The sequence below is a fragment of the Sphingobacterium tabacisoli genome (assembly GCF_017908035.1).
Classification (GTDB): Bacteria; Bacteroidota; Bacteroidia; order Sphingobacteriales; family Sphingobacteriaceae; genus Sphingobacterium; species Sphingobacterium tabacisoli.
The window spans coordinates 107,687-121,204 of record NZ_JAEQMU010000007.1; the positions used below are offsets into that span (position 1 = coordinate 107,687).

General features: G+C 40.5%; 10 protein-coding genes. 6 read left to right on the forward strand and 4 right to left on the reverse strand.

What is annotated here, in order from left to right:
* Positions 1-15 precede the first annotated feature (15 nt).
* From JKG64_RS21010 to dnaK, 3 genes are all read left to right on the forward strand, one after another.
* A complete protein-coding gene (locus JKG64_RS21010; protein WP_210356235.1) occupies positions 16-2,715 on the forward strand; it encodes an outer membrane beta-barrel protein in 2,700 nt (899 codons plus the stop codon).
* A gap of 52 nt (positions 2,716-2,767) precedes the next feature.
* Positions 2,768-3,667: a GLPGLI family protein gene (locus JKG64_RS21015; RefSeq protein ID WP_210356236.1), complete on the forward strand. Its 900-nt coding sequence runs from the start codon at positions 2,768-2,770 to the stop codon at positions 3,665-3,667.
* Positions 3,668-3,813: 146 nt separating this feature from the next.
* Positions 3,814-5,721 carry a molecular chaperone DnaK gene (gene dnaK / locus JKG64_RS21020; RefSeq protein WP_210356237.1) on the forward strand — a complete coding sequence of 636 codons (1,908 nt, stop codon included), beginning with the start codon at positions 3,814-3,816 and terminating at the stop codon, positions 5,719-5,721.
* A 107-nt stretch (positions 5,722-5,828) separates the two neighbouring features.
* On the opposite strand, the gene JKG64_RS21025 is transcribed toward dnaK, so the two are convergent.
* The 3 genes from JKG64_RS21025 to JKG64_RS21035 form a co-directional block, all read right to left on the reverse strand.
* Positions 5,829-6,512: a TIGR02117 family protein gene (locus tag JKG64_RS21025; protein WP_210356238.1), complete on the reverse strand. Its 684-nt coding sequence runs from the start codon at positions 6,510-6,512 to the stop codon at positions 5,829-5,831.
* Positions 6,513-6,580: 68 nt separating this feature from the next.
* Positions 6,581-7,495 (reverse strand): sugar phosphate nucleotidyltransferase, encoded by a 915-nt coding sequence (locus JKG64_RS21030; protein ID WP_210356239.1) that lies wholly within the window; start codon positions 7,493-7,495, stop codon positions 6,581-6,583.
* 154 nt (positions 7,496-7,649) lie between these two features.
* Positions 7,650-9,197, reverse strand: a complete 1,548-nt coding sequence (locus tag JKG64_RS21035) for a helicase HerA-like domain-containing protein (protein WP_210356240.1) — start codon at positions 9,195-9,197, stop codon at positions 7,650-7,652.
* Between the two features lie 196 nt (positions 9,198-9,393).
* Between JKG64_RS21035 and JKG64_RS21040 the strand changes: the two genes are divergently transcribed.
* The 3 genes from JKG64_RS21040 to JKG64_RS21050 all read left to right on the forward strand — a co-directional run bounded on the left by JKG64_RS21040 (position 9,394) and on the right by JKG64_RS21050 (position 12,265).
* Entirely contained in the window at positions 9,394-9,762 is a 369-nt protein-coding gene (locus JKG64_RS21040; RefSeq protein WP_246512740.1) for a hypothetical protein, read from the forward strand.
* A gap of 116 nt (positions 9,763-9,878) precedes the next feature.
* On the forward strand, positions 9,879-11,483 hold the full coding sequence (locus JKG64_RS21045) for a SulP family inorganic anion transporter (RefSeq protein WP_210356241.1): 1,605 nt from the start codon (positions 9,879-9,881) through the stop codon (positions 11,481-11,483).
* A gap of 134 nt (positions 11,484-11,617) precedes the next feature.
* On the forward strand, positions 11,618-12,265 hold the full coding sequence (locus JKG64_RS21050; protein WP_210356242.1) for a carbonic anhydrase: 648 nt from the start codon (positions 11,618-11,620) through the stop codon (positions 12,263-12,265).
* Positions 12,266-12,338: 73 nt separating this feature from the next.
* Here the strand turns inward: JKG64_RS21050 and JKG64_RS21055 are convergent, their stop codons facing one another.
* Positions 12,339-13,514 (reverse strand): AGE family epimerase/isomerase, encoded by a 1,176-nt coding sequence (locus JKG64_RS21055; protein ID WP_210356243.1) that lies wholly within the window; start codon positions 13,512-13,514, stop codon positions 12,339-12,341.
* Positions 13,515-13,518 lie beyond the last annotated feature (4 nt).

A 13,518-nucleotide genomic window follows, 5' to 3' on the forward strand; every position in this document is an offset into this window, starting at 1 on the left:
CTTTAAACCAATTGAATGAAAAGAATTATATTCAGCATCCTTATGTTAGTTGCCGCAAACTTAGTTTATGGTCAACACACCTTATCTGGTAGAATCATAGACAAGGCGGACAGTAAGCCGTTGACCAATGCATCTATTGTAATACTCAACCAAGATTCCATCATGCAACAGTTTACACGCGCAGACGAAGACGGAAAGTTTTCATTCAAAAGTTTAATAGATTCGTCTTACCTACTTATTGTATCCTACCCGAAGTACGAACTCGTTTCTAAAAAAATCAAACTAGAAGGTTCAAGCTCAACACTCGTTCCTATAGCACTGAGCTCTCAGGCTAATCTAATAGAAGAAGTCGTCATACAACAACGCCTACCGATACGGATCAAAGGGGACACCTTAGAATACGATGCAGGTAGCTTTGAGACAGAGAAAAATGCTAAACTGGAAGATTTGTTACGGCGCTTGCCAGGACTCTCCGTTTCGGGTGATGGTAAGATAACTGCAAATGGAAAATCAGTATCCAAAGTATTGATAGATGGGGAAGAGTTCTTTGGCTACGACCCTAAAATCGCTATCCGCAATATCCGTGCGGATGCTGTTGACAAGGTGCAGGTCTACGAAAAAAAATCCAAAGAAGCTGAGCTAACAGGAATCGATGATGGTGTACGCGAGGTCACAGTCAATGCAGTCTTGAAAGAAGAAGCCCGCAAAGGTATTTTCGGAAATGCTGAGGCACTAGCCGGCACTAGCGATTTATACACTGGAAGCCTATTTGCTGCAAAGTTCAATAAAACCGAACGCATAGGAATCACTGCCAACACCAATAACATGGGGGCCGGTATGGGACGAGAGGGTGGACTTCGGATGAATAGTCAAATCACAGGTAATCCACGCAGCACCTCTGTTGGAACGAATTATGAAAATCAGTTTTTTCAAAAGAAAGTCAACTTCAACGGTAACTATAATTTCAACAGTAACGGCAACAATAACGAGAAAGAGTCTTTCAACAAACAGATCGTATCTGATAATGTAATCGAAGAATCGGTAAATAGGTCTAAGACCTCCAATTCATCTGATGCCCATGGTATACGATCAGACATTAGATATAGAATTGATTCTACATCTAATATGGAGATTAATATCGGTGCTAACTTTGCCAACAACTACAGCAGTAGTGAATCCCAGAACTATACAACCCAAAACGGAGATGCATTTAGCAGAATAGGTGACACAACCAACACAGACGGACAAACTCGGTCAAACGATATACGGATTAATTACCGGAAACGTCTGAACAAAAGAGGAAGTTCACTCAACTTCCATTTTAACAACAGCTATAATAAAAACTACTCGAAGAGTATCGTTGACCAGACTACTATATATTATGTAAAAGGTGATACGACTATTCTCAACCAAGACAGGATTAACAATAGCAACGGCAACAATATTTCAGGACAGATTCAATATTCAGACCGTATCTCCAATAAAATCAATTACTCCTTGGGCTATAACATCGGTAATTCAACTAATAAAACCCTACTCGAGTCTTTTAATCAGAGAAACAGCAATACCCCTGTGCTGGATCCCGAATATTCTCAGGATCAAAAAACGGTGAATATTAGTCATGGAATGGTCGCTAACATCAATTATTTCACGGAAAAAATATCAGTAAATCTTTCTAACCGTACAAATTTTAGAGATCAGTCCTTGACGGATGATTATAGAAATATCAACCTCGATCGTACATTTTGGGACAATGATATTAATATGAATGCCAATTACAGAATCTCCAATAGAAAGAATTTAGGATTGAATTACCAAAACAGCTTTAATATCCCTTCGTTCGGACAATTACAGGAGCTACAACCACAGACAAATCCTTTATTCGTACAAAAAGGTAATCCGGATCTGAAACGATCAAACAATAATTCCTTCCGGTTAAACTATCATACGATGAGTTTATTAAAAGGAACAAGTTGGAACATGAATGCTGACATATCATTTACGACAGACCCGATTGTAAACCAACGAACAATAAATACATCTACGGGAGTAACAACGAGTTCCTATATCAATGTAATGGGAAAATCAAGCTGGCGGGCCGGAATGAACAGTAACTTCAACAAACCTGTATTCGATAGAAAAGCACAGTTAAACATATTTGGTGGACTGAATTACAACAATAGTTTTAGCTTTATTAAATATGGCGACGACGTCAAGAACCAACAATATGAGCTAAACAATGAACAAACAACCAGCCTATCTACCGGAATCGGGGTCAACGAACAAGATTCCAAAGGACTAGACTACGACTTCAATTGGAGAATCAGTGCAGATAACCAACGAAATAGTTTACGAAAAGAATTCAACTATACCAGTTTTAACACCTCAGGCTCTGGTTTTTTCAAGTATTTCTTACCTAAAAAATTCAACGTTAGTAGCAATATAAACTATGCTCTAGAAGGGCCAACGAAGTTCTATAACAAAAGTCTACATCAGTTTTATGTCAATGCTGAAATCAGCAAAAAGCTGTTGAACAATGAAAGCTTAACAGCCAGTATTAAAGGCTTTGACATCTTCAACACGTACAACAATATCAATAGATCCTCTTCTGAAACCGGTTTCAGTCAATCCAGTCAACAGATCTTGACTCGTTACATATTAGTGGGGTTAAAATGGGATTTCAACAAGAACCTCGGAAAGAAAAAAGAAGGATAATAGCATACAGACGTACACTATCCAATACGGCATACATAGAAAAGAACTCAACATGAATAAAATATTAATATTATCCCTAGCGCTACTATTTGGCATTTCTGCTCAAGCACAATATGCGTACTTTGGCAATAGAGGTGTCATCTCATTCGACAAGATAAGCTATACTCGGGCACAGACGAGAGAGATGATGAAAAAATTTGAAGAAGCTGCCCCTGGCCAAATGGGCGGTAGACACTTTTGGGGTGGCGATATAAACAACATGCCCGACTCCCGTACCGAACGTATGACCATGTACTTTGACGAGAATGGAAGTTTGTTGATGCCCGAAGTAAGTGATGAAGAGAACAAAGACACTGCACGTGGTCAAGCAAGAGCTGGCGGAGGCCGGGGCAATCGAGGAGGTTCATCCATGTCCATGGGAGCTGTAAGTGTACATGGCGGCGGTGGCGGAGCCATGATGATGCGTGGAGCCCGTAGTCGGGGTGGCTCTTCCAAAGTACTTTATCAAAATTTAAAGTCCAGTCAGGCCGAAGTACAGGTAGAGCTCGATGATAAATATATCCTTAAAGACTCCTTAACAAACATCACTTGGCGGTTTACGGATGAATACAGGAATATAGCAGGATTCGAGTGTCGTCGGGTAAATGGCGCTACAGCAGACTCTCTATACCTCGTTGCATTTTACACCGACCAGATTCCCGTATCAGGAGGACCTGCATTAAGCCATGGGCTACCAGGAATGATCCTTGGGCTCGCGATTCCCGAAATGCACATCCAGTATTGGGCGACAAAAATAGATTACCATAATGAAGTCATACCAAACGACTGGAGAGATAAAAAGACAAAGGCGATGACATTGGACGATTTTGCAAAGTCTGTTGGCAGGTTTTTCCAACGAGGCGATGACAGTGGGTCTGCTAAAAAGAGCATATTAGAGCAGATAATTTACTAAGTAGAGACATTTTGTCACAGTATACTGTCATATTTCCGACAAATTGAGGTTCTTTTTTGTTTTTTTTGAGCAAACATTGTGTTGGCATAAGGGTTGTTGTATTGGTATCAAGAATTAATAACTCGTAAACAACAATACATAAAAATATGTCTAAAATTATAGGAATCGACTTAGGAACTACGAACTCATGTGTAGCCGTTATGGAAGGTAATGAGCCCGTAGTAATTGCAAACAATGAAGGTAAACGTACAACTCCTTCTATTGTAGCATTTGTAGATGGTGGAGAGCGTAAGGTAGGAGATCCTGCTAAACGTCAAGCTATCACTAACCCCCACAAAACTATATACTCAATCAAACGCTTTATGGGTACCTCTTTTGATGAGGCCTCTAAAGAGGTATCACACATCCCTTACAATGTTGTTAAGGGAGATAACAACACTCCTCGCGTAGAGATTGATGACCGTAAATACACACCTCAAGAGATCTCAGCGATGGTTCTTCAGAAAATGAAGAAAACTGCTGAAGACTATTTAGGTCAAGAAGTAAGCCGTGCAGTAATTACTGTTCCTGCATACTTTAATGATGCACAACGTCAGGCAACAAAAGAAGCTGGTGAGATCGCTGGTCTAAAAGTAGAGCGTATTATCAACGAGCCTACAGCTGCTGCGTTAGCATACGGTCTTGATAAAGCAAACAAGGATATGAAGATTGTTGTATTCGACTGTGGTGGTGGTACACATGACGTATCTGTTCTTGAATTGGGTGACGGTGTATTCGAAGTTAAAGCTACTGATGGTGACACTCACCTTGGTGGAGATGACTTTGACAATGCAATCATCAACTGGTTGAACGACGAATTCAAAGCTGAAAACAATGGTTTTGATTTGAAAAAAGATGCGATGGCATTACAGCGTTTGAAAGAGGCTGCTGAAAAAGCAAAAATCGAACTTTCAAGCACTTCATCTACTGAAATCAACCTACCATACATCACAGCTGATGCTACAGGCCCTAAACACTTAGTACGCACATTATCTCGTGCTAAATTCGAGAGTTTAGTAGCTGATTTAGTACAACGTACTATCGAGCCTTGTCGTACGGCACTAAAAAACGCAGGCTTCAGTACATCTGATATCGATGAGATCATCCTAGTAGGTGGTTCTACACGTATCCCTGCTATCGTAGATGCTGTTAAGAGCTTCTTCGGAAAAGAGCCTTCTAAAGGTGTAAACCCGGATGAAGTAGTAGCATTAGGAGCAGCTATCCAAGGTGGTGTATTGACAGGAGAAGTAAAAGACGTATTGTTATTAGACGTTACTCCTCTTTCTTTAGGTATCGAGACTATGGGTGGTGTAATGACTAAATTGATCGAAGCGAATACAACAATCCCTACTAAAAAGTCGGAAGTATTCTCTACCGCATCAGACAATCAGCCTTCAGTAGAGATTCATGTATTGCAAGGTGAACGCCCAATGGCAGCACAGAACCGTACATTAGGACGTTTCCAATTAGCAGATATCCCTCCTGCTCCACGTGGTATTCCACAAATCGAAGTAATCTTCGATATCGACGCCAATGGTATCATCAAAGTATCGGCTAAAGATAAAGCGACAGGAAAAGAGCAAAATATCCGCATCGAGGCTTCTTCAGGTCTTTCAGACGAAGAAATCCAAAAGATGAAACAAGAAGCAGAAGCAAATGCTGAAGCTGACCAAAAAATAAAAGAAGAAGCAGATAAAATCAACGCAGCGGATGCATTGGTATTCTCGACAGAAAAACAATTGAAAGAATACGGTGACAAAATCTCTGCTGATAAAAAAGCACCTATCGAAGCTGGTTTAGAGAAATTGAAAGCGGCACACGCAGCTAGAAATTTTGCAGATATCGACAGTGCTTCTGAAGAATTACAAAATGCATGGAATGCTGCATCTGAAGAAATGTATGCTGCATCTCAACAAGGAGGACAGCCTCAAGGTGGAGAGCAAGCTGGACAGACTGGTGGAAACCAAGGTGGAGCAGATGATGTACAGGACGTAGATTTCGAAGAAGTTAAATAAGAACACTTCTTATCCAATAAAAAGCTCGAAGATTAATTTCTTCGAGCTTTTTTTATTCCTTCATCCTACCAATCGATAAACAACGGGCTTTATACTCTCCCTTGCGACTACCTCCGATAATGCCTTAAAATTCCCTTATCAAATACAGTCCAGATCCCAGACGGCATATTTGCTTTCTTAAGTCCCCGATTCGTCCAAGTATTGCACGAATAAAAAATACTATAAGCCCCTTTAGCCTCGTAAAAGGCATCCGAATTCCCATATTGCGCATCTGTAGGGATCAAGATAGCATGACCGTTATCATCGGTATCCAAACTAGCGAGTATATAATCCCTCAATTGAAGCAATTGTACACTATCCACCTCTACACGATAACAGTATTCGTCGACCAACATCTTATGATAATAAGTCACATGCACAGCTGTCTCTCCAATCCCTAATGCAGCTACTAGCGCTGTTTTAGCCTTTAGATCTTTCCATTCTGGCGTATTCAGATAAAATCCCTTATCTCCCCAGCCTACGGCTACAAATCGATAGCCAGCTTCTTTCCGCTTAACATCATCCAAAGGAAATACAGCGCCCCAATCCATTAAATCCGTTTTAACAGGCAAAACGATATCTGTATGCACTCCATTAGACAGAATATACACTTCGTACTTAAGAGGCAATGCTTTATCACTCACATCATAGGCCGGAATTCTAGACAAGACCGCATCTAGGCCCATATAGGACCCTATAAAACCAACAAGGCCTAACACCGTATAAAGGATGACTAACCCTAATCTTCGCATATATATAAAATTAAAAAAAGTGCAAAACTTTCCGTTTTGCACTTTCAATATATTAAGAATCTACTTAATTAAAATAACTTTTCGGGATAAGCTCCCGCAGCAATAAGCTTTGAGATACTCTCCTTTACGATCGGCTTATCCTCGGAATAAGTAACCCCAAACCATTTCGATGACGTTGGAATCACTTTAAAATCAGCAAGACGATTTTTTACCATGTAATCTGGCACCGATGGAATGAAAAACTCAGCTTTCAAGTTTTCCGCATTTTCTTCCACAAACTTAGGGAACATAGCCAATGCTATCTCAAATACCTTCGGTGTGAATCCCCAGAAATTCATAGAAACCCGTGTATCCGCGGCGAGCTCCGTTTCGACTCCGTTCTCCTCATATACAATCTTTTTCGCTCCGGAAACATCTTCTTTATAATAGATATTAGTACGTTCTGTAACACTATCCATGTTTCCATCGGCAGATACTTCACATACTCCTCTAGAGACATAGCCGTAGTCCGACATTGTATTACCCACTTCAAATCCCATCAATGACATATGTGTATCCGAAACCTCATTATTTAGGAAGTTAGCCATCTTAACAAAAGAATCCGTACCATAAAAATCGTCTGCATTAATCACACAGAACGGCTCGTTGATAAGATCTTTTGCGCTAAGTACAGCATGGGCCGTACCCCAGGGTTTTGTACGTTCGATTACACGATCCACTCCAAACTTTGTCAAGTCAAAATCTTGGAAAGCATAATCAACTTCGATCAATCCCTTAAATTTAGCGTCAAATTTTTCGCGCATGATGCTTTCAAACTCCTGACGGATAATAAAGACTACTTTTCCAAATCCAGCGTGTATAGCATCATATATAGAATAATCGATAATAGTCTCCCCATGAGGGCCAAAACTATCTACTTGTTTCAAAGATCCATAACGACTCGCCATCCCAGCTGCTAAAACTAACAAAGTAGGTTTTCCCATAATATGTAATATAGTTATATGCTTTTTTCTAATTGTGCACAAACCTACATAAATTCATTTTTATGTGCAATATAATTGACTCATATTAATGAATTTATGTAGTTCTCCTCAACCGGCCTTAAGGCCATCAGATAGAGAAGACAAAGTATCGATACTATTTCTTTTTAAAGAAGGCGTTCAATAGGCCATTAGCCAGTTTACCAATCAACTTGACTCCCTCACGGGCCAGTGTCCGGCTCGCTTGTGTCTGAGCGGCTTCCATCGGGGTTTGCCTTCTAGACCGCGTAGCCGTTGGTCTACTCGCTTCTTTCTCTGCCTGCTGACGGGCCTTTGCTTCTTCTTTCAATCTATTGGCAGCCAACAACCTTTCCTCCAAGATTTCGGCTGCTGTCCGTCGCTCTATCCGTTCTTGATATTTTGTAAAAAAAGAAGATCCCTTGATGAGCTCTTCATACTGCGAACTAGCACAAGGCCCCATTACAGCCCGAGCGGGCACCAAATGCGTAGCCACCACCTCTGTCGGAATTCCCTTATCATTCAACACCGTTACTAGTGCCTGTCCTGTCCCCAGGGATGTAAGCACTTTATCTATCTGATAGAACTCCGAGGTCGGATAAGTCTTTACCGTCTTACGTAGATTCTCCGCATCATTGGGAGTAAAAGCCCGTAGCGCATGCTGTATTCTATTTCCTAATTGGCCTAATACACTCTCAGGAATATCCGTTGCTGCCTGAGTACAGAAGAAAACCCCAACACCTTTGGAACGAATCAAACGTACAATTTGTTCAATCTGTGTTAAAAAGGCCTTAGATGCCCCATTGAATAACAAATGAGCTTCGTCAAAGAAGAACACCAATTTGGGCTTGTCCAAATCTCCTACTTCTGGCAACTTCTTAAATAACTGTGCCAACAGACTTAATAAAAAGGTAGAGAAAAGTAACGGCTGGTCCTGAATGTCGGAGATATTCAAAAGAGAAATAACACCCTTGCCATCCACTTTTCCAAACAGATCATTGATATCAAACTCTCTTTCTCCAAATACATCGGACACCCCTTGTTGTTCTATGGCAACAATCTTTCGCAATATAGCGCCAGAACTCGCAGCACTGATTCTTCCGTAATCATCTTTGATCTCCTCCCCACCAGGTCCATCAGAAAGATAGCTCAAAAGTCTTTTTAAATCCGTAAAATCCACTACAGGTAATTGCGTATCCTCTGCATATTTAAAAATAGCGCTCAACACCCCCGACTGGGTATCATTTAAGTCCAAAATTCTGGACAAAAGCACCGGACCAAAGTCCTCGATAGTGACACGCATGGGAGCCCCTAGCTTGCCACTCAGCGAAAACAATTCTATCGGAAATGCAGAAGGCTCAAACGGAATACCGACAGCCTGCCCACGTTCAAGCAGTGCATCATTCGTCTTCCCTGCTTCGGCCAAGCCGGACAAATCTCCTTTCACATCCAACATAAAAACAGGAACTCCGGCATCCGAAAGCTGTTCGGCCATCAATTGCAGTGTACGCGTTTTACCCGTACCCGTCGCTCCGGCGATCAGCCCATGACGGTTCATCATCTTCAAAGCCAGATTCACCTTAGCATCTGTCACTACCTCACCATCTAAAATACCGGACCCCAATTGAATAAAAGGTCCTTTGGGATTATAAGAAGCTAGAACTTTATCAATAAACTGTTGTTTCATTATGTCAACAAATTAGTGTTTGTACTATCGAATTTATAAATAATCGGTCAATTATCTGAATTAAATAATCCCACAAAACAATACATATTGCCAAAAACAACAATAACTCAACCTTTATTCGCTTCTTTTGTAATTTTTTTATAATAAAATTTCAAATAACATCCTGTTTGCAGATTTTTATTTTATTTTTGTCAAAGTGAAAATAACAAAGAGCATATCCCTATTTAGCAAAGCACAGCGAATCATCGCTGCTAAAGTTTGCTTCTTTGTATTTTTTACCAAGATGCTAATATCTGCCTCTCCTATGTTTATGGATGTGTTGGACAAAGGCACAATATTACAAGTAGTCATGCAACTGGAGGTCGAATTGACCTCAAAAGGAGCCAACAGTAACAATGAAGACCTACACGAACATGGTGTAAAAGTTTTCAAACCTGACGCTATTGACTACCTTACCTTCAATCCTTCAGTGGAGAACAACGGAAAGCAACGCAACTATCTCCGTAATGAAAAGGGGATTTGTAGCTATCACCCATCTGTTCCCACTCCGCCTCCTAACTGTTAAGATAGATTTTTTAAACTCTTCACACACCTGATGTAGCCTTTTTGGGGACGCAATGGGGTATGAAATGTAGTTTACACGCTATTTTAAACAACACATTTAGACATTATTTAAAGTTTATGTTAGGAACACGTATGTCCGCTTTTCTAAAATTATCGAAAAGGGACTTAAAATATGACTTCCCTGCTAGTATTGTGGTCTTTCTTGTCGCCTTGCCCCTATGTTTGGGTATAGCAATGGCTTCAGGAGCTCCCCTTTTTGCAGGTATATTGACAGGAGTTATAGGCGGGCTAGTAGTAGCTTCATTCTCCGGCTCACAACTCAGTGTGAGTGGACCAGCTGCAGGATTGACCACCATCGTTTATGGTGCTATACAGCAATTAGGAGCCTATGAGACATTCTTACTCGCAGTAGTTATCGCTGGTATTGTACAACTCGTATTAGGTATTATAAAGGCCGGGATGATAGGCAATTTCTTCCCTTCATCTGTCATTCTTGGCATGCTGACTGCTATTGGTATCACGATTATATTAAAGCAGCTTCCTCTTGCCTTTGGCATGACCGGAGCCCACGCTTTCGAACTGGAAGACGGAGGAGGGATAGCGGCATTCAAAGACACCGTATTCGCTGCTGTCAATTTAGGAGCAGCAGTGATCTGTTTTCTTTCCTTAGCCATACTTATCTATTGGCCTACCATCAAAGGACTCAATAAACTTCCTGCTCCACTTGCTGTAGTTATTGTAGGTATAACGTTAGGATTTGCGTTTCAGGGAACACCCTTCGCATTGACTCTTGGCGAAACTCACTTTGTAGCCATACCTACTGTATCCTCCTTCGAAGAATTCACGGGATTATTTATCTTTCCAGACTTCACACAGATTGCAAATCCTGATGTATGGATGGTAGCGGTCACTATTGCTGTCGTAGCCAGTTTAGAAACGCTGCTTAGTATAGAAGCAGTAGACAAGCTAGATCCCTTCAAAAGAGTATCACCTACGAATAGGGAATTAGTAGCACAAGGAGTCGGAAATATGACATCTGGGCTGTTGGGAGGTATACCACTGACATCCGTTATCGTCCGGTCATCAGCCAATGCCAATTCAGGAGGGCGTACACGACAATCTGCTATACTACATGGTATCTGGCTATTATTAGCTGTACTCGCCATTCCATTTGTTATCAATTTGATACCGCTTGCCTGTTTAGCGGCCATCCTATTACACACCGGTTACAAATTAGCTAAGCCCGCATTATTCAAATCAATGTACGGCAAGGGATTAGATCAATTTATCCCATTTATTGTCACCGTGATCGCTATCGTGGCGACAGACCTCCTAAAAGGCGTAGGAATCGGTATTCTTGTATCCATGTTTTACATTTTTAGAGCGAACATACAGAATGCATTTATCTTCGATTTCACGAAAGATCCGGAAACAGACGATCAGGCAGATAGCAAAGTGGTGATCACGCTTGCCGAAGAAGTCACTTTCTTAAATAAAGCGGCCATACAAAAACAGCTTTATGACTTACCCAAAACCGTAAAGTCAGTTACAATAAATGGTCGTAACAGTAAATTTATAGACAAGGATGTAATCGAGGTTATTAAGGACTACGAACAAAATGCACTAAGCAAAGGCGTAGAAATATCCCTAATAGATATCGCCTACAAAAAGCAACCACAGAAAAATTTCAAACGCTCTAAAAAAGAAGTTTTAGAGAACTAAAGTCTGTGCTTGAACATAACACAACACACAAGAAATCACCCACATAAGAAAATATGTAGGTGTAAAATAATAGAATTAAAGTTAAAATGCTGTAACTTGGACTCGTTTAAGCAGTCCATATATTAAAAATAAACATGGAAAATAAAGAATTAGAATTAGGTTTTCAAAAAATATTAGACGGGAACAAAGACTGGGTAAACTTTGTCAGCAAAGACCAAACTGGTCGTTTCCAACAATTGGCAAAGGGTCAGAACCCAGAAATATTATGGATCGGCTGTGCGGACAGCCGTGTTCCTGCCAACGAAATTACAGGGACAAAACCTGGAGAGGTTTTCGTACACCGTAACATCGCAAATATGGTAATTCACTCCGATATGAGCATGCTATCTGTACTGGATTATGCCGTAAATGTATTAAAAGTAAAGCAAGTTATTATTGCTGGTCATTACGGTTGTGGTGGAGTTGCAGCTTCGTTAAGCCGTCAGCAATTTGGCATTATCGACAACTGGCTATGCCACATCAAAGATGTATATCGTATCCATGCTTCAGAAATAGATGCGATTACAGATCATGATAAGAAAGTAGACCGCTTGATTGAACTAAATGTAAAAGAACAAGTGTTCAATCTATGTACAACTTCAATAATCCAGAATGCATGGAAAGAAAGAAATGACCTTGCTGTACATGGTATGGTTATCAATATCGGTACCGGTGAATTAACAGATCTTGGTTGTACATTTACGAGTAACGACGACCTTGGCGATATCTTTGCTTATAAATAGGAAGATATAGAATCAAACAAAAAAAGCAATGAGAATAAGTCTCATTGCTTTTTTTGTTGTAAGGTGCCTATTATCAACTAAGCACCGACTTGACGCCAATTTTTTCGAGCGTGGTATAAACCTTGAACAATGCTCTAGGCACGTGAAAACAGCCCTTCCATTTCCCTCCTTTCAAGCTTAACAAAGGCTCTCCTTGACGATTCAGATAACCATACCACTCACCATACTGAGGGTCTGAAAACTTATCGAATGAATACTGATCTAACCGTTCGAACCATTCTTTACATTTTAAATTGCCAGTATAGGCATATCCTTTAGCCATACAAACTAAAGCTTCCAAATGTACCCACCACAATTTCTGATCCCATTCCAATTGCTGCAATGGTTTGTTTAATATATCTTTAAAGTATACTATCCCTCCATGCTCCTCATCCCAACCATATTCTAAAGCACGCAAAGCAATATCTACGCATCTCTGCATAAGTAAGGGATCTCTTTTACGCTCCGCAAGATCCATCATAAACCACATTGCTTCAATAATATGACCTGGATTTACCAACCTACCTTCAAAACTATCAGAAAAGCTTCCATCTAAATGAACATTTTCCATAATGAGCCCTGATTCCTCCTGATAAAAGACATTCATGACTTCATGAATAACCTTATCGATAAGTTCATCCACTATTTTACTACCGACTATATGCTCTAACTCTAAAGACAAGTTACTCAATATCATAGGTAACGCAAACCCCTTGAGCGATCTAGTATCAGGGTATCCCTTATCATACTTACCTTTAGGATTATCCTGTCGTTCTAAAATTCTCTTGAAAGTATCATGAGCTATCTGGCCATATTCATCTGTTCCGGTAATTTTATACAAAGAAGCTAACCCCATACTCGCAAAACAGTCCGAAAAAATATTGTAGGGCTGCACAAGAGCACACCCGGATCTATCCAAAGAAAAATACCAATCCCCCCGCTCATCTCGCCCATGATCCAAAATAAATCTCGCCCCTTGAATAGCCATATCTTTCCAGACAATGTTTTGCTCCACCTCATTATAGAGGGCGGACATTGTCCAGATCTGTCGTCCTTGTAGCCACATAAATTTGTCCGTATCAAAAACAGAACCGTCCCTATCTAAACAGGTGAAAAAACCACCATACTTTTCATCGTTGGAGTGCTTAACCCAAAAAGGCATCACATTTTCCAGTAATTCCCGCTTATATTTTTCAACAAATGCTTCCATCTCT

What these genes read in the sequence shown, in the direction of transcription:
- JKG64_RS21045 (WP_210356241.1), top strand. Translation starts at nt 9,879, where the DNA reads ATGTTAGGAACACGTATGTCCGCTTTTCTAAAATTATCGAAAAGGGAC.
- JKG64_RS21030 (WP_210356239.1), bottom strand. Translation starts at nt 7,495, where the DNA reads ATGGGAAAACCTACTTTGTTAGTTTTAGCAGCTGGGATGGCGAGTCGT.
- JKG64_RS21035 (WP_210356240.1), bottom strand. Translation starts at nt 9,197, where the DNA reads ATGAAACAACAGTTTATTGATAAAGTTCTAGCTTCTTATAATCCCAAA.
- JKG64_RS21010 (WP_210356235.1), top strand. Translation starts at nt 16, where the DNA reads ATGAAAAGAATTATATTCAGCATCCTTATGTTAGTTGCCGCAAACTTA.
- dnaK (WP_210356237.1), top strand. Translation starts at nt 3,814, where the DNA reads ATGTCTAAAATTATAGGAATCGACTTAGGAACTACGAACTCATGTGTA.
- JKG64_RS21055 (WP_210356243.1), bottom strand. Translation starts at nt 13,514, where the DNA reads ATGGAAGCATTTGTTGAAAAATATAAGCGGGAATTACTGGAAAATGTG.
- JKG64_RS21015 (WP_210356236.1), top strand. Translation starts at nt 2,768, where the DNA reads ATGAATAAAATATTAATATTATCCCTAGCGCTACTATTTGGCATTTCT.
- JKG64_RS21050 (WP_210356242.1), top strand. Translation starts at nt 11,618, where the DNA reads ATGGAAAATAAAGAATTAGAATTAGGTTTTCAAAAAATATTAGACGGG.
- JKG64_RS21025 (WP_210356238.1), bottom strand. Translation starts at nt 6,512, where the DNA reads ATGCGAAGATTAGGGTTAGTCATCCTTTATACGGTGTTAGGCCTTGTT.